Genomic DNA, 16453 nt, shown 5'->3' on the forward strand with positions numbered 1-16453 from the left:
CACATTCCTAATCTATTTATTTTTTTACGCTACACGCTAATTTTTCATGCGCAAACTACTTTTATGGGTTGTGCTGCTGCTTTCTTTTTCGGCACGCGCACAACATACTTTACACCTGGTTGTGAAAGACGATCAGAGCAAACTACCCTTGACCGGCGTCACGGCCTATATCGCCGATCTTAAAAAAGGTGGTGTTTCCGACACCAGCGGTCATATTATTATCAAGAATATTCCCTCCGGCAAATACGAGATAAAGCTGAGCATGGTGGGATACTTGCCGGCAGATAAGACTTTGGCATTTCCGTTAAAGTCACTTGATGAAACGGTAGAAGTTTACCTGGAACCGATGGCCGGCGAGCTGGCCGAAGTGGTTATACAAACCAACCGCACCGGCCGAAACCGCAGTGAGATACCTACCCGCATTGAAGCCTTGCCTCCCGAAGAGCTTGACGAAAAAGGCACCATGCGCCCCGGCGATATTAAAATGCTGCTGGGGGAAATCACAGGTGTGCATATACAAGCCACTTCGGCGGTGAGCGGCCTTGCCAGTTTCCGTATCGAAGGCCTTGACAGCCGGTACACACAATTACTACAGGACGGTCTGCCAACTTATGATGGTTTTTCGGGCGGACTGGGCCTGGTACAGGTATCGCCACTAAACTTGAAACAGGTCGAGATCATCAAAGGCTCCGCTTCTACCCTATATGGTGGCGGCGCTATAGCTGGCCTGGTAAACCTGATCAGCAAAACTCCGGGCAAAAAGCCGGAGCTTAACTTCCTGCTTAACCAAAACACAGCCAAAGGAACTGATGCAAGCGGATTTTATAGCCAGCAATGGCACGAGGTAGGCACAACCATTTTCGGTGTCTATAATTATAACGGAGCTTATGATCCTGGCAGCACCGGTTTTTCGGCAATCCCTAAAACCAACCGTTTTTTGCTTAACCCCAGGATTTTCTGGAAGCCTGGAAGTAAAGATTCCCTGTGGTTTGGTGTAAATATATTGCACGAGGATCGCAAAGGCGGCGATATGCAGGTTCTTCGTGGCCACCCTGATAACCTGCATCAGTATTTTGAACATAACATCAGCGACCGCTTGTCTTCGCAATTTTCTTACACCCATAAGCTCGATAGCAACAGTCAGTTCAACTTCAAAAATACTGTGGGCTATTTTAACCGCAAGCTCAGTCAGCCTCAATTCAATTTCAGGGGCGTTCAGGTTTCATCTTACACAGAGGCAAATTATGTGCGCAATGGCAAAGTTGCCAATTGGGTAGCCGGAGCGGATGTTTGGACAGATCATTTAACCCCAAAAGATGGCAGCGCCAATCTGGGTTATAGCCGCAATACCTACGGGTTGTTTGCACAAAATACTTTTAAACCGGCAAAATGGTTCGCGGTTGAAAGTGGCTTGCGGCTTGACGGAAACTCCCCCTCACCTGCTACGCCGTCAAACGGTTTGTTTTTATTGCCCCGCGTAAATGGCCTTTTCAGGTTGAACGAACATTGGACCAGCCGTATTGGCGGTGGCCTTGGTTATAAGATGCCCGATATATTTAATGACGATGCCGAAGAACAAGGCTATCGTTATTTGCAGCCCCTGAACATAGGAGCAACCAAAGCCGAGCGCTCGTCAGGGGCAAATTGGGATGTTAATTATAAGGGTGTTGTTGGCGATGCTTTTCTGCAGGTTAATCAATTATTTTTCCTGACCCGGGTAAACGATCCGCTGATCTTGCAGCATAATGCTTTCATCAACGCGCCAGGCTACCTATTAAGCAAAGGCACCGAAACCAATATGAAACTACTCATGGACGAACTGGGTATTTACCTGGGTTATACCTATACAGATGTTCAGCGCCACTTTAACGGCTTGGCATCAGCGCAAACATTAACGCCTAAACACCAGCTGAATGCGGATATGACTTATGAAATTGAGAATAGTTTCCGCGCAGGTATAGAAGGCTTTTACACCGGAGCTCAATTATTGGGCGATGGTACTACCGGCCGCTCCTACTGGACATTCGGACTGCTGGTTCAAAAAATGTGGAAACACTTCGATATATTCATTAACGGAGAAAACCTGACCGATCAGCGGCAAAGCAGATGGGGCACCATCTATACCGGCCCTATGTCGAGCCCGATCTTTAAAGACATTTACGCGCCGCTGGATGGCGCTGTGATAAATGCTGGAATAAGGATCAAACTCCTGAATTGATAGCTCAGATCAAAGCCTCAGATCGTACGATCTGAGGCTTTTTATTTTTTTACTCTTCCGGGGCTACTTCTGCTCCCGTCGGTATACGAGCCATCGACGACGGGGTTACGCCAAAGCGCTGTTTAAATGCCCTGCTAAAATGGGCCAATGTTTCAAACCCGCTTTCAAAAGCTACATCGCTTACCGCTTTCTTACTATTAATACTTAACAGGCTTTTGGCGTAAAACAAACGCCTTTCCAGTAGCCACCTGCCCGGCGTAGCATTAAAAACAGCATGAAAGTCGCGTTTAAATGCAGAGAGGCTGCGATTACTGAGCTGGGCAAATTCTTCTATCTTCAGATTATAACGAAAATTATCAGTCATGATCCGTTCCAGGGCCGCCGTGCCTGGCTCGTTTACCAGCGTACAGAAATAAGATAACAACTCGGCGTTAACGGGCTTATCCGCTATGGTTAAAATCAGTTCTTTAAATTTTAATTCCAGTAAGGATTGCGCGGGCTCCCTTGCTTCGCTGAAATAGGAAGCCATAGAATGAAAGAACCCGGCCAGCGTATCGGAGGAGTTTAACCTGATCACCTGCCGATGGCTGGATTGCTTAACAGGTGGATTAAATTTTTTACCAAGTGTTTGGCAAATAAAATCATCCGGAATAAAAAACAGCACCAGGCAAAAGCCGATATCGAAAAATTGCTCCAGTACAAAAGCGCCCTTCCTCACAAATACACAATTGCCGGCCTCAATACTGTAAGAACCTTCAGATGTATGCCAGATCTTTTTACCCTCCACCACATAAAAAAGGTAATTGAATTGCGTCCAAAGTGTAGAAAACTTGTTCTTCATCAAACGCGCTTCTGCCGGGCAACTAAATATGGTGATCAGTGAGTCATTACAGCTAAACTGCCGGTGATAATTCGGATGCTGCAGCACACTTTCATACAGATTTTTCATAAAACACCTAAAACCTAAATTTTATCACATTTGGACTTCAAAGTCATTTATCTGGACTTTTCAGACAAACGCTCTTTTGCTTTCAAAGCTACCTTTGATATTACTAAATACAAATAAACAATTTGAAAATCAAATATTTAAATCATCAACATTATGAACCCCAACAAAGCACTATGGGAAAAAGGCGACTTCACACAAATTGCAGCAACTATGCGAGAGAGTGGCGAAGAGCTGGTTAGTAAATTAGGAATCACCAAAAACCTCAGGGTACTTGACCTTGGGTGCGGCGATGGTACAACCGCCATTCCGGAAGCAAGGCTTGGCGCCGATGTTTCAGGCGTTGATATAGCAGCGAACCTTGTGGCAGCAGGAAACGCGCGCGCCAAGGCAGAAGGACTAACTCAATGCACATTCAGCGAAGGCGATGCAAGTGATCTGAACCAATTAAAAGATAATTCATTTGACCTTGTGGTTAGCATATTTGGCGCTATGTTCGCACCAAAACCTTTGGATGTTGCAAAAGAAATGGTGCGCGTGGTACGTCCCGGCGGTAAAATTGTTATGGGTAACTGGATTCCCGGCGACCCTACCCTGGTAGCGCAGATACTCAAAATCAGTTCGGCTTATATGCCACCGCCACCCGAGGGCTTTATCAGTCCGATGCTGTGGGGAGTTGAAGAAAGTGTGATAGAGCGCTTCGTTAACGCGGGCATCAGGAAGGAAAATATTTACTTTGCTAAAGAAACATTTACTTTCAAGGCTCCTTATAGCCCAACAAAGTTTGTTGAGGCTTTCAAAAACTATTATGGCCCTACCATGAATGCATTTGAAGCCGCCGAAAAAAATAACAAAAGCGCAGAGCTACAGCAGGAACTGGAAACACTGTTCAACAGTCAAAACAAAAGCGATACCGAAAACAGTACGTCCATAAACGCCAAATACTTAAAAGTTACGGTGATTAAGTAATTCAGGAAAAAGCCTTAGATCAAAAGATCTGAGGCTTTTTCCTAAGTTATTTTGTAGCTCAGGATCCGGCTATCAACACCTACTGCAAACAAAATACCCTATCTTTAAAAATGCAGCACCAGGAATTTGAACCTCCCGAAGAGCTTAAGGATATCATAAAATGCTTTTGGTACAACACCGGCGATTTTGGCGAACAACAATCGGCCTTTGAAGTACAACCTGATGGCTATGTGGAAATCATCTTTTATTTCGGCAGCATTTTTAGTGTCTCATATAAGGAGGGCTTGCAACCTTTACCTTCCCCGTTTATGATGGGACTGCTCAATCAACCGGCTATTTTTTACACAAAAAACCGGTTGGAGATCATCGGCGTGCGTTTTTTTCCCTGGACGGTATTTGATCTGCTCGGCCTGCCATCCGGCAAAGGTGGTATGCACGTGTTTGAACATCCTGTCGCCCGGCTTCAACCCTCTTTGAATGAACTGGTTAATACCGGAAAGATAGATGAAGCCATAGCTACAATAAAACAGTACTTCCTGGATGTACGTCTGCAACTTGCTACAAACAATATGCTGTTTAAAGCCGGCTCTGCCATGCGGAAAGCAAATGGCACCATACCTGTGAGCCAGATAGCAGAGGCGGCACATGCCACCGTCCGTACATTGGAACGGAACTTTAAGCAGTCTTCCGGCCATACAGTTAAGGATGTATCCGCACTGATCCGTTTTGAGCAGGTGCGAAACCAATTATGGCATAATCCGGATATCAATCTCGCGGGCCTGGCCCATGAGTTAGGCTATACTGATCAATCGCACCTGAGCCGTGAATTTAAGCGCTACAGCGGCACCACGCCTGCTGCCTTTGCCCGCAAAGCCAATAAAAGGAAACAGGCAGTAAGCAGCAATGATTTTGTCGCGTTTATACAATCCTGATCCAGCGGCATTTCACAATTTTGTGCATCAATTTATTTAAAATGAAAGCACAAGATCAATCTACATATGATGTAATCATCTCCGGAGCAGGGCCTGTAGGACTGTTCCTTGCCTGCGAACTCGCTTTGGCCAAATGCTCAGTCCTGATACTGGAAAAAGCCGAAGCCCCCAATACTCCTTTAAAGCAATTGCCTTTCGGCATTCGTGGCCTCTCGGCACCTACCATTGAGGCGCTTTATCGCCGGGGCTTGCTTGAACAGCTTGAGGTGCATAAACGCATTAAAAACCCTCACTTACATGCCAAAGAGGGAGCACAACGCCAGGTAGGGCATTTTGCCGGTATCCCGTTTTTGGAAGGTAACGTTGACACTTCACAATGGGAATACCGCCTGCCAGGCTCTCCCGCAACAAGTTTAATTTCTGAAATGCAGGAACTTGAAACGGTATTCGCCCGCCGGGCAGAATCACTGGGTGTGGAGATCAAGCGCGGGCTCGCCATTACCGGCTTTCAGCAAAACGCCGATGAAGTTACTGTTGAGGCGGGCCATCAATCTTTTAAAGCCAAATGGCTCGTAGGCTGCGACGGCAGCCGGAGCGTTGTGCGCAAACTGGGTGGTTTTGAATTTGCCGGTACCGAACCCGAATTTACGGGCTACACTACCCGGATCGATATAGCTGACCCGGAAAAGCTTAAGCCCGGTCGAAATGTGACAGAAAGAGGCATGTACATGCAGTCGCAACCGGGTTACGTGGTGATCCAGGATTTTGATGGCGGTGCATTTCATAGTTCGGACAAGCCAATTACGCTTGAACATGTTCAGGAGGTGTTGCGCCGCGTATCAGGCACCGATGTTACCATCAACGCCCTTCACACCGCCACCACCTGGACCGACCGCGCACGACAAGCTACAACTTACCGTAATGGCAAGATACTTTTAGCCGGCGATGCCGCGCACATCCACTCGCCGCTGGGTGGGCAGGGATTAAACCTTGGCCTGGGCGATGCCATGAACCTGGGCTGGAAACTCGCCGCAACTATCCGGGAGGAAGCCCCCGAAGGTTTGCTGGACAGTTATTATACCGAACGATACCCCATTGGCACACAGGTTTTAGATTGGTCGCGTGCCCAGGTAGCTATCATGAAACCTGATCCGGGTGCCCGTGCGCTGAACGCTGTGATCCGTGATCTGATCAATACGCGAGACGGCGCTACCTATTTTGCAGGCCGGGTATGGGGGATTCATACACATTACAGGCTTAACGGTAACCATCCGTTAACCGGTCACAGCGTTCCCAATTTTGAGTTTGAAGATGGTTCAGCCATTGGTGAATTAATGCACGATGGTAAAGGCATCCTGCTTGATTTCGACGGCAATGATTCGCTTAAAACCTTTGCAACTGAATATAGCAGTCAGATCAGCTATATTTCCGGCAGCGCTAAAGAACAATTAGGCTTGAGCGCTTTGTTGATACGCCCCGACGGCATCATCGCCTGGGCTTCCGATAAATCTTTCGATTTGAATGGACTTGAAGAAGCCGCAGCCCGATGGTTTGTTATTAATTCAAAATCAATTTAAGCACATTTGACAGCACGGGATTATGGTCTTCGGCACGCCAGTTAAGATACAGATCGGTTTTAAAAGGCAGTTTAATAAACCGTAATCCCGGGCTTTCATGATACATATAAGAATCGGGCAGTATCGCTACGCCAAGGCCTTTCCGTACCAACGCTATAATGGTCGACCCGAATTCTGAATGCAGGTAAACATCAGGCACAACCTCCAGCGCCTTAAACATTTGATGAATAATATCACTATAGCTGCTGCCCTCATCTTTTATTGGCAGTATAAATTTTTGTTGCCGGAGTGTTTCTTTAGAAAGATCGTCTATAGTGCGATATGGGTGGTTTTCCGGAACAACGATCGACAGGTTATCGGTGTAAATTTTCTCCGACCGGATACCGGGAGCGCTATTCATATCCCGGGTAATGATCAGATCAATTTTATAGTTCAGTAAAAATTCCTGCTGATTTTCATACAGTACCTGTACCAGTTCTATCTGCAACTTAGGAAACGCGTTAGAGATATTCGCCATAATATCGGGAATAATCGACGCGGAGATAGAGTCAGGATGTGCTATCCTTATCGTTCCCCTTTCGCCCAAATGTATTTGACGGGCAAACTGATGAATAAATTCCAGTTCGTTCAGCTCCACCTCCCACTTATCCTTTAAAAACTTACCCGCCGGGGTTAGTTTAACATTTCGCTTATTACGCTCAAATAACAGTACCCCCAGCTCACTCTCAAGCGACTGGATCTGACGGCTAAGCGCCGATTGGGTAATATTCATTTTACCGGCCGTGTTCCAAAAATGAAGTTCCTGTGCTAAGGCTAAAAAATATCTGATCTGCTGAAAATCCATTAATGCAATTTACGCATTAATAGATCAAAAAATAGCATTTTATAGCATATAACGATACAGTAAATTTGTGCTATGGAAAATTTAACGATTGATAAGGTTGAACAAGCCGATGTCATTCAACTTCAGCAAATAAGTGTAAATACATTCTTTGAAACCTTTTCGGCAGTTAATACTGAAGAGGATATGAATACTTATCTCAACGAAAGCCTTTCCGCAGAAAAATTGACCACCGAACTAAGTAACGACCTGTCTCAATTTTACTTCGCGGCATTAAACGGCGAAGTAATTGGTTACCTGAAGCTAAACCTCGGGGAGGCGCAAACAGAAATTAAAGATACCTACGCGCTCGAAATTGAGCGGATCTATGTATTGCAGGGTTTTCATGGTAAAAAAGTAGGCCAACTGCTTTACAACAAGGCTATCCAGATAGCAAACGAGATCAGCGCTAAATATGTATGGCTTGGGGTATGGGAAAAAAATCAAAGGGCTATCAGCTTTTATAAAAAGAATGGTTTTATAGAATTTGATCAGCATATCTTCCGGTTAGGTGCTGATGAGCAAATTGATTTAATGATGAAAAAAATATTAACAGACTGATAAGAGATGGGTAAAAAAAATATATTGCTTGTTTTATTGATATTAGGTACCGCGTTTTGGGGTATCTCATTTTCGGTGACCAAACTGGCTATAGGCCAGGCATCGTCATCGGCGTTTTTGTTTTATCGTTTTTTAGCTGCAACAACAGTACTTTCCATCATCTTTTGGAAACGTTTAAAAGCAATCAAGTGGATTTCTGTAAAAATAGGGGTTGCTTTAGCTGTTCCGCTCACTGCCGGCATCTATTTTCAAACACTGGGTATTAAGTACAGTACCGCCTCGCAATGCTCATTTGTGGCGGGTATGTGTGTGGTGATTATTCCCTTACTCAAAATTATTTTGTACAAAACCGTCGCCCCGGCCAAAATCTGGATTGCGGCAACTATTGCTCTAATCGGCTTATCCATCATTTCAATCAATAAAGATTTTTCGGTTAACATTGGCGATTTATACACCATTGCCGGGGCTGTTGCCTTTGCCGTTTACCTCATCAAAGTAGAAACGCATTCCCGGTCAAAAGATATAGTAAACACCATTGTGCCGATGTTTGCCGCATGTGCATTATTTACCGGTTGCATTGCTGTAAGCGATGTTAATACCAACTGGTTGCCGGAAAGCAACACCTTCTGGATAGGGATTGCCTACTGTTCCCTGTTCTCTACGGCCTACATGTACACGGTATCAAATATCGCGCAACGACATATCAGCGCCGAAAGGGTATCCATCATTTATCTTTTTGAACCGGTATTCGGAGCTATAGCCGCCTTTTTCATTTTGGGCGAAGGGTTTACCTGGCGTTTACTTTTAGGTGGCAGCCTTATTTTTTTGGCAACACTTATATCCGAAGTTAAGTTTTTCGGGAAGCAGGCAAGCCTTAAAAAATCTTCATTGTAGCAATCAACAATAACTACAGTGGGATACGCGCTACAGTCATGAGCCATACAGGTAAGTAATTTGAGCCGTAGAAGAAATCGGCCGGGAGCGAACAACCTGCATCTTTGTATTGTTATTCATAAAACAAAACAACGATGACAACAATATCAAAAATAGCCCTTGGCAAAAACGGACCATTGGTTTCTAAACTTGGATTAGGCTGCATGCGCATGTCTTCAGTTTGGGGAAGCCGCGCCGGCGACGAAAATGAAAGTATTGCCACCATTCAGGAGGCATTGGATAATGGCATTAATTTTCTGAACACCGGCGATTTTTATGGCGCGGGCCATAACGAGCTGCTGGTAGGTAAAGCCATTAAAGGCCGCAGGGATGATGCCTTTATCAGCGTAAAATTTGGCGCGATATTTTATGGCGGCCAATGGCTTGGGCTTGATCTGCGCCCGGTAGCTATCAAAAACTTCATCAATTACTCTTTAGTACGTTTGGGTATAGATACTATTGATCTTTATCAGCCATGCAGGTTAGATAACAGTGTTCCGGTAGAAGATGTGATAGGCACCATTGCCGACCTCATTAAAGAAGGAAAAGTGCGTCACCTTGGCGTTTCTGAAATCACATCAGAGCAATTGCGCAAGGCCAATAGTGTATATCCTGTATCAGCATTGGAGATAGGCTATTCTTTAGCCGACAGGCAAATTGAAAGCGACCTGCTGCCAACTGCAAAAGAGTTAGGCATTGGCGTTGTTGCCTTTGCCAACACAGCCGAAGGCCTGCTGACCGGCGACATGAAAGCACCTCTTCCGGCCGATAGTTATCATAACCATTTTTCACGTTTTCAGGGCGAAAACCTGGTTAAAAACCTGGAGAAAGTTGAGGTATTAAAACATATAGCAAAAGATAAAGGATTTACGCCTACGCAGGTAGCCATAGCCTGGGTTAACGCGCAGGGCGATCATATGATGCCACTGGTAAGCATGAGCCGCCGTTCGCGCCTGCCCGAAAACATAGCGGCCATGGGTATTGAGTTTACTGCGGCAGAAATGGACGCGCTTAATACAACCTTTGCGCCTGGCGCGATATTGGGCAGTACCTATTTGCAGCGATAACAGCTTGTTACGATAAGCCCTCCTCATTTTATATCTTTACATTAATGGTTAACCCAACTGAAATTATTCCGGGCGTGCTCTTTTACTCTTACCTCTCTGCAATGAGAAAAGATAAAGTAGCATTCCTGGAACATACTACCCTGGTATTGCAGGTTTCCGGTCGTTTTACGATGGAGACTGCCAGCGAGAAAATTTCGATGGAAAAAGGCCAGATGCTGCTGATCCATAGAAACCAGTTGGGCGAGCTCACCAAGACACCGCTTGACGGGGAGGAATATCAAACTATTGTTATTTGTTTAAAAGAAGACCTGCTCAGGAAAATCGCGCTTGACGAACAAATAGAAATAGGGAATAAGTATGATGGCCCGCCCAACATACTTATTCCTAAAAATGATTTCCTGCATGCTTTTTTTCAATCAGTAATCCCGTACGTTCATCACCCGAACGAACAGATTACCAATGCCATGGGCATATTAAAAGTAAAGGAGGCGGTATACCTCCTTATCAATATGATGCCCGAACTAAAGAATTTCCTGTTTGATTTTTCGGAGCCTTATAAAATGGACCTGGAAAAGTTTATGCACAGCAATTTCCATTTCAATATCCCTGTCGAAAAATTCGCGAGGTTAACAGGAAGAAGCCTTGCCGGGTTTAAGCGCGATTTTCAAAAAATATTCGGTATGGCGCCCCGGCACTGGCTGCAGGAAAAGCGGCTAACGGAAGCCCGCCGTTTGATAGAAAAAAGAAACAAAAAACCATCCGCCATATACCTCGACCTTGGCTTCGAAAGCCTCGCTCATTTTTCCTACTCCTTCAAGAAAAAATTCGGCAAGGCCCCTACCGAATGGATATTGGAGCCAGGAAGCTCTTTAATTTGATAAGCTTTACCGCTTACTTTTCACGCTAATGACACTCCCATTACCAATTATAAGCGCCTGCGTAAAAATGTATCAGTGTTCCCTACTTCTGTATAAATGGCTCTGCAGTTGCCGCTTTAATTTTGTCTTATCATTTAAAAACAACAAAAATGGCAAAGACAATTTTCATTACCGGCGCATCACGTGGCTTCGGTAAACTATGGGCCGAGGCACTATTGCAAAGAGGCGATAAAGTAGTAGCAACCGCCCGCGACTTAAGCTCGCTGGACGATCTGGTTAACAAATATGGCAACAATATTTTACCGCTACAGTTAGACGTTAATGACCGTGCTGCTGATTTTGCAGCTATCAACAAAGCCAAAGAACATTTCGGCAGCATTGATGTACTGATCAATAACGCAGGTTACGGCTTATTTGGTAGCATAGAAGAAACCACCGAGCAGGAAGCCCGCGAGCAGATGGAAACCAACTTTTTTGGCTTGCTATGGTTATCGCAAGCCGTATTACCGGTTATGCGTGAGCAGGGTCACGGCCATATCATTCAGCTTTCAAGCGTGCTGGGGCTCATTACCCTGCCTGTGCTGGGTATATACAATGCCTCTAAATTTGCAGTGGAAGGTTTAAGTGAAACATTAGCTACCGAAGTAAAAGACTTTGGGATAAAGGTATCATTAATTGAACCAAATGGCTTTGCAACCGACTGGGCAGGTGCATCTGCCGCGCAAACTGTGGCAATGCCGGAGTATGACGCTGTACGCGCTGCTTTCCAGGCTGGTTTAACCGACGAAATTTTCGGTGTACCAGAAGCAACTACCGATGCTGTACTTCAATTGATTGACAGCGATAATCCTCCTTTGCGTTTATTCCTTGGTAAATACGCTTACCCTTGGGTTAAACAAACTTATGAAGGCCGTACTACAGAATGGGACAGCTGGAATGAAGTTGCCTCGGCAGCACACGGTAAATAATATAAATGGTATTATCCTGACATAATCTACGCCGTATTCCGGCGTAGATTTGTTTAACTTTATTCATCATGCAGCATTTTAAAAATTTGACCGACATGCACCGGTCTAACGGTTTTCCGATGCCGGAGAACCCGCTTTTCAGTTTGTACAGGTGTACCCATACCTGCGGGTTTGGCGAGAGGGAATTTACATCCGATTTTTATATGATCGGGTTTAAAAAGCTTAAAGCAGGGCAGATCATGTATGGCCGCACCAAATATGACCATGATAACGGCAGCATGATGTTTATCAAACCCCGGCAGGTAATTCAGTTTAACAGTGTTGAATATGATGAAGATGCGTTTATCATGTTCATTCATGAGGATTTTCTGAACGGGCACTTTCTGCATACCGAGATAAGCAAATATGCTTTCTTTGATTACGAGGCCAACGAAGCCCTGCACCTTTCGCCCTCAGAAGAGCAGATCATGTGGGACCTTTATTACAAGATAGAAGCCGAATACCGCAATAATACCGACGAGTACAGCCGCGATATTATGCTCACCCATATTGACTCGATCCTGAAATACTCCCAACGGTTTTACAAACGCCAGTTTATTAACCGTACCGAACTTTCGGGTAAAACTGTATCAAAATTCAATGAAGTGTTGGCCGCCTACTTTAAAAATGGATTACTGTTAACCCAGGGACTGCCATCTGTTAACGTGTTAGCTTCGCAACTCAATCTGTCGCCGCGTTACCTAAGCGACTTACTTAAGCAGGAAACAGGGAAAACAGCTATTGAACTGATCCATATTTACCTGGTAAACGAAGCCAAAAACCGCCTCAAAAGTGATTACCAAAGCGTTTCTGAAATTGCGTATGAACTCGGCTTTGAAAATTTGCCATATTTTTCGCGGTTGTTTAAAAAGGAAACAGGCATCAGCCCCAACCAGTTTAAAAAGCAGTTGGTTAATTAACGGCTTTTACTCTGCTGTTTCACAATCTTTTTTCTGTTTGACCTTTGCTAATAGCGGATCCGCTGAGTTTTGGGTAATTTCCTGGCAGGTTATTTTGTTTACATATCCGGCCTCGGTACTAACAACGCTTACATAATTCACTTTTCCTTCTTCAACAGTTATTGTTAATGGTGCCGATTTTTTTCCATTTGACAGGCCGCCGCTAACTACGCTAACCGTATGCTGACCGGGAGCTATATCATGTATGGAAAAAGTTTTATTTTTCATTTTGCAGACAAGTTTATCATCAACATAAAACCTGTAATTAACCGCCGATCCTGCATACCCCGTTACCCGGATCAGGTAGACCTGTCCTGTTTTAGTTTGTGAAAAACCTTTAAAGGACACAGCCAGCATAAATGTTAAAAAAGCGAAGAATTTAATAGTTTTCATAGATATAAAGTTTAAGTAGTAAGTATGTTCAATATAGCATTTTAAAACTTCAAAACCTTGTTAACTACGTTAATTGCGCATTTAGCAACGAGGTTCTGATCAGCTTAAGCGTTTCATTTTCTGATGATGAATCCTTCTCAGCAGATAAAACAGTATAGGTAATAACCGCCATCGTTCTTTCAGGCTTTATCAATCGCCAGGTAATAAGCGTAATCATCGTACCATTATCGCCCGACTCTTTATAAGCAGGCCCTGCTAAAAGGTTTCCATGTACTGTGGTTGCGTAAGGCAGATCAGCGATCAGCAATTTCAAATTTTCCTCTTCAGTTATTCCCGGTGGAGGTATTGCCTCAATAATATTAAAACGCAGGGTACTATTCGATTTCGGGTCAAAACAAGCCTCCTGATCCTCGCCTTCAGATTCATACTGCCAATGCGCAGGAAGGGCAATAATCAAGTTTTTATATTGATGTATTATGAGTGGTATTTGCTTCTTTCTGAATAAATTAAACATGGCAGGGACTTTTGTTCAACATTTCAAGTTTACTAAAATAACCATTTTAAATTCTGTAGGAAATCTGTAGTTCAAAAGTCATGTTAAGTTTCCGTTAATAAGCCTTTCAGAATAAAACGAATTTGTAATTTTGGCTACAATCGTTTTCTTATGAAACTAAAATTCATCGCCGGCATTACCCTTTTAAGTGCGGCGCTACAATCGTTCGCCCAAACTCCGGGTAAAATCGAGCAAACAGGACAGGTATTATTACCTAACGGATGGAAGCTTAGTCCCGCCGGGCGTTCACTGCCTCTTGGCGACCTGCCGCTTAATATGCAGCTATCGTCATCGGGCAAATTACTGGCAGTTACCAATAACGGCCAAAGCACACAATCGGTACAGCTGATCGACCCTAAAAATGAAAAACTGCTTGACGAAGTGGTGGTAAAAAAATCATGGTATGGCCTTGCTTTCAGCCGCGACGAGAAAAAATTGTATGCATCGGGCGGAAACGATAACTGGATCCTGGTATTCAACATCGCCAATAACAAACTGGGAACACCTGATACCATTAAGTTAGCCCCAAATGCATGGCCTAAAAACAAGGCATGCCCTACAGGCATGGTAACCAACAAAAGCAACAGCCGCCTGTATTCGGTTACCAAAGAAGACAGTACCCTTTATATTATCGATCCTGATAAAAAAGAGATCCTTAAACAGGTAAAACTTCCGGCCGAAGCTTACAGCTGCGTTTTATCTCCGGATGAAAAAACGCTCTATATTTCTTTATGGGGTGGCGATATGCTTGGCTTTTATAACATTGCAACCCAAAGCTTTAGTACTATCAAAACCAGCAGCCACCCCAACGAACTGCTTTTAGATAAAAAAGGAAAATTCCTGTACGTGGCCGATGCTAACGACAATGCGGTATCTGTAGTAAATACAACCACACATAAAATAATCGAAACCATTTCTACGGCCCTTTATCCTACCCGCCTTACCGGTTCAACCAGTAACGGCCTTGCGCTTTCAGCTAACGGAAAAACATTATACATAGCCAATGCCGATAACAATTGCCTTGCCGTATTTGACGTTACTATGCCCGGCAGCAGCAAAAGCAAGGGCTTTATCCCGGTTGGCTGGTACCCAACCAACGTAAAAATGTTAGGTGATAAAATCCTGGTATCAAACGGCAAAGGCTTTTCATCAATGGCTAACCCAAGAGGGCCACAACCTGTGAAAAAAACGGATAACAGCGGTTACAAACAAGGCGCAATAAACAGCCGTGAGCAGTATATCGGTGGCTTGTTTAAAGGTACCTTATCCTTCATCAATACGCCAACCGATGCCGAGCTGAAAACTTATACCAAGCAGGTTTATGCCAATACACCATTTACCGCCAAAGTTGAAAAAACAGCCAAGGGCGAAGAAGGCAATCCAATCCCCCGCCGGGTAGGTGAAAAATCGCCAATTAAATATGTGTTCTACATCATTAAAGAAAACCGTACTTACGACCAGGTTTTAGGTGACATGCCACAGGGTAACGGTGATACATCGCTGTGTATTTTCGGTAATAAAGTAACACCTAATCACCACGCCATAGCCAACGAGTTTGTGTTGCTGGATAACTTTTATGTTGATGCCGAGGTAAGTGCCGACGGCCACAACTGGAGCATGGCGGCTTATGCTACGGATTTTGTGGAAAAAACCTGGCCAACCAGTTATGGCGGTCGCGGTGGTAATTATGATTTTGAAGGCACCCGCAAAGCAGCCTATCCACGCGATGGCTTTATATGGGATTATTGTAAACGTGCAGGCGTAAGCTACCGTACTTATGGCGAGTTTGTGAGCGATGGCAACCCGGGCAAGGCAAACTTAAAATCGCTTGAAGGGCATTTTTGTGTAAAATCGCCGGGATTCGATCTAAATGTTAAAGATGTAAAACGTACTGAGATCTGGGCGCATGATTTTGATTCGTTACTGACTATAAATGCTGTACCGCATTTCAACACGGTACGTATTTCGAACGACCATACCAGCGGACAACGTAAAGGTGCCATATCTCCTATTGCAGCGGTTGGCGATAATGACCTTGCCATAGGCCAGTTTATTGAGCATTTATCGCACAGCCCTATCTGGAAAGAATCGGTAGTTTTTATTTTGGAAGATGACGCTCAAAACGGCCCCGATCATATCGACGCTCACCGTTCGCCTGTGTTTGTTGCAGGGCCGTATGTAAAGCGGAACGCGGTGATTCATGGGATGTATTCAACCTCGGGCGTTTTGCGTACCATGGAGCTTATTTTAGGCCTTCCGCCAATGAGCCAGTATGATGCCGCAGCTATGCCGTTATATGATTGCTTTACCAGCAAGCCCGACTTTACACCTTACACCGCAAAAGCAGCACAGGTTGACCTTGAACAGCGCAACATAGCTGTAAACGAAAGCAGCAAACGCTCCGAGCTATTTAATTTTGCTAAAGAAGACGCGGCACCGGATATTGAGTTGAATGAGGTGGTTTGGAAGTACGTAAAAGGCGAGTCGTCTGTCATGCCTGCGCCAAAAAGGAGCGCCTTTGTAATTTTAGAACCTAAAAAAGAACAGGATGATGATTGATTTGTTAACTTGTGTCTGAAC

General features: G+C 44.6%; 15 protein-coding genes. 11 read left to right on the plus strand and 4 right to left on the minus strand.

Going from position 1 to position 16453, the window contains the following annotated elements; all coding sequences use genetic code 11:
* Positions 1-46: 46 nt before the first annotated feature.
* Positions 47-2218: a TonB-dependent receptor gene (locus tag DEO27_RS20095; protein ID WP_112575601.1), complete on the plus strand. Its 2172-nt coding sequence runs from the start codon at positions 47-49 to the stop codon at positions 2216-2218.
* Positions 2219-2267: 49 nt separating this feature from the next.
* On the opposite strand, the gene DEO27_RS20100 is transcribed toward DEO27_RS20095, so the two are convergent.
* On the minus strand, positions 2268-3167 hold the full coding sequence (locus DEO27_RS20100) for a helix-turn-helix domain-containing protein (protein WP_112575602.1): 900 nt from the start codon (positions 3165-3167) through the stop codon (positions 2268-2270).
* A gap of 153 nt (positions 3168-3320) precedes the next feature.
* On the opposite strand from DEO27_RS20100, the gene DEO27_RS20105 reads away from it, so the two are divergent.
* From DEO27_RS20105 to DEO27_RS20115, 3 genes are all read left to right on the plus strand, one after another.
* Positions 3321-4133 carry a class I SAM-dependent methyltransferase gene (locus DEO27_RS20105; protein ID WP_190295155.1) on the plus strand — a complete coding sequence of 271 codons (813 nt, stop codon included), beginning with the start codon at positions 3321-3323 and terminating at the stop codon, positions 4131-4133.
* A 110-nt stretch (positions 4134-4243) separates the two neighbouring features.
* A complete protein-coding gene (locus DEO27_RS20110) occupies positions 4244-5065 on the plus strand; it encodes an AraC family transcriptional regulator (RefSeq protein WP_112575604.1) in 822 nt (273 codons plus the stop codon).
* 41 nt (positions 5066-5106) lie between these two features.
* The gene (locus tag DEO27_RS20115; protein WP_112575605.1) at positions 5107-6642 is read left to right on the plus strand and encodes an FAD-dependent monooxygenase; all 1536 of its coding nucleotides are present in this window, start codon (positions 5107-5109) and stop codon (positions 6640-6642) included.
* On the opposite strand, the gene DEO27_RS20120 is transcribed toward DEO27_RS20115, so the two are convergent.
* Positions 6623-7486: a LysR family transcriptional regulator gene (locus DEO27_RS20120; protein WP_112575606.1), complete on the minus strand. Its 864-nt coding sequence runs from the start codon at positions 7484-7486 to the stop codon at positions 6623-6625. The two genes, DEO27_RS20115 and DEO27_RS20120, sit on opposite strands and share 20 nt — an antisense overlap.
* Positions 7487-7558: 72 nt before the next feature.
* Here DEO27_RS20120 and DEO27_RS20125 point away from each other — a divergent pair, with 72 nt between their 5' ends.
* The 6 genes from DEO27_RS20125 (at position 7559) to DEO27_RS20150 (ending at position 12888) form a co-directional block, all read left to right on the plus strand.
* Positions 7559-8083: a GNAT family N-acetyltransferase gene (locus DEO27_RS20125; RefSeq protein WP_112575607.1), complete on the plus strand. Its 525-nt coding sequence runs from the start codon at positions 7559-7561 to the stop codon at positions 8081-8083.
* 6 nt (positions 8084-8089) lie between these two features.
* On the plus strand, positions 8090-8977 hold the full coding sequence (locus DEO27_RS20130) for a DMT family transporter (RefSeq protein ID WP_112575608.1): 888 nt from the start codon (positions 8090-8092) through the stop codon (positions 8975-8977).
* A 134-nt stretch (positions 8978-9111) separates the two neighbouring features.
* Positions 9112-10083, plus strand: a complete 972-nt coding sequence (locus DEO27_RS20135; RefSeq protein WP_112575609.1) for an aldo/keto reductase — start codon at positions 9112-9114, stop codon at positions 10081-10083.
* A gap of 101 nt (positions 10084-10184) precedes the next feature.
* Positions 10185-10961, plus strand: a complete 777-nt coding sequence (locus DEO27_RS20140) for a helix-turn-helix domain-containing protein (protein ID WP_223818004.1) — start codon at positions 10185-10187, stop codon at positions 10959-10961.
* Positions 10962-11110: 149 nt separating this feature from the next.
* Positions 11111-11929: an SDR family NAD(P)-dependent oxidoreductase gene (locus DEO27_RS20145; protein WP_112575611.1), complete on the plus strand. Its 819-nt coding sequence runs from the start codon at positions 11111-11113 to the stop codon at positions 11927-11929.
* A 68-nt stretch (positions 11930-11997) separates the two neighbouring features.
* Positions 11998-12888 (plus strand): helix-turn-helix domain-containing protein, encoded by an 891-nt coding sequence (locus DEO27_RS20150; RefSeq protein ID WP_112575612.1) that lies wholly within the window; start codon positions 11998-12000, stop codon positions 12886-12888.
* A gap of 6 nt (positions 12889-12894) precedes the next feature.
* Here the strand turns inward: DEO27_RS20150 and DEO27_RS20155 are convergent, their stop codons facing one another.
* Positions 12895-13320, minus strand: coding sequence for a DUF2846 domain-containing protein (locus tag DEO27_RS20155; protein ID WP_112575613.1), 426 nt, complete (start codon positions 13318-13320; stop codon positions 12895-12897).
* Positions 13321-13384: 64 nt separating this feature from the next.
* Positions 13385-13834 carry a hypothetical protein gene (locus DEO27_RS20160; protein WP_112575614.1) on the minus strand — a complete coding sequence of 150 codons (450 nt, stop codon included), beginning with the start codon at positions 13832-13834 and terminating at the stop codon, positions 13385-13387.
* A 150-nt stretch (positions 13835-13984) separates the two neighbouring features.
* Here DEO27_RS20160 and DEO27_RS20165 point away from each other — a divergent pair, with 150 nt between their 5' ends.
* Positions 13985-16432 (plus strand): bifunctional YncE family protein/alkaline phosphatase family protein, encoded by a 2448-nt coding sequence (locus DEO27_RS20165; protein ID WP_112575615.1) that lies wholly within the window; start codon positions 13985-13987, stop codon positions 16430-16432.
* Positions 16433-16453 lie beyond the last annotated feature (21 nt).

It is taken from the genome of Mucilaginibacter rubeus, assembly GCF_003286415.2.
Classification (GTDB): Bacteria; Bacteroidota; Bacteroidia; order Sphingobacteriales; family Sphingobacteriaceae; genus Mucilaginibacter; species Mucilaginibacter rubeus_A.

Bases quoted from the DNA above. Each gene is read 5' to 3' on its own strand.
- DEO27_RS20155 (WP_112575613.1), bottom strand. From the start codon at position 13,320: ATGAAAACTATTAAATTCTTCGCTTTTTTAACATTTATGCTGGCTGTG.
- DEO27_RS20095 (WP_112575601.1), top strand. From the start codon at position 47: ATGCGCAAACTACTTTTATGGGTTGTGCTGCTGCTTTCTTTTTCGGCA.
- DEO27_RS20165 (WP_112575615.1), top strand. From the start codon at position 13,985: ATGAAACTAAAATTCATCGCCGGCATTACCCTTTTAAGTGCGGCGCTA.
- DEO27_RS20120 (WP_112575606.1), bottom strand. From the start codon at position 7,486: ATGGATTTTCAGCAGATCAGATATTTTTTAGCCTTAGCACAGGAACTT.
- DEO27_RS20115 (WP_112575605.1), top strand. From the start codon at position 5,107: ATGAAAGCACAAGATCAATCTACATATGATGTAATCATCTCCGGAGCA.
- DEO27_RS20145 (WP_112575611.1), top strand. From the start codon at position 11,111: ATGGCAAAGACAATTTTCATTACCGGCGCATCACGTGGCTTCGGTAAA.
- DEO27_RS20150 (WP_112575612.1), top strand. From the start codon at position 11,998: ATGCAGCATTTTAAAAATTTGACCGACATGCACCGGTCTAACGGTTTT.
- DEO27_RS20140 (WP_223818004.1), top strand. From the start codon at position 10,185: ATGAGAAAAGATAAAGTAGCATTCCTGGAACATACTACCCTGGTATTG.
- DEO27_RS20110 (WP_112575604.1), top strand. From the start codon at position 4,244: ATGCAGCACCAGGAATTTGAACCTCCCGAAGAGCTTAAGGATATCATA.
- DEO27_RS20130 (WP_112575608.1), top strand. From the start codon at position 8,090: ATGGGTAAAAAAAATATATTGCTTGTTTTATTGATATTAGGTACCGCG.
- DEO27_RS20125 (WP_112575607.1), top strand. From the start codon at position 7,559: ATGGAAAATTTAACGATTGATAAGGTTGAACAAGCCGATGTCATTCAA.
- DEO27_RS20100 (WP_112575602.1), bottom strand. From the start codon at position 3,167: ATGAAAAATCTGTATGAAAGTGTGCTGCAGCATCCGAATTATCACCGG.
- DEO27_RS20105 (WP_190295155.1), top strand. From the start codon at position 3,321: ATGAACCCCAACAAAGCACTATGGGAAAAAGGCGACTTCACACAAATT.
- DEO27_RS20135 (WP_112575609.1), top strand. From the start codon at position 9,112: ATGACAACAATATCAAAAATAGCCCTTGGCAAAAACGGACCATTGGTT.
- DEO27_RS20160 (WP_112575614.1), bottom strand. From the start codon at position 13,834: ATGTTTAATTTATTCAGAAAGAAGCAAATACCACTCATAATACATCAA.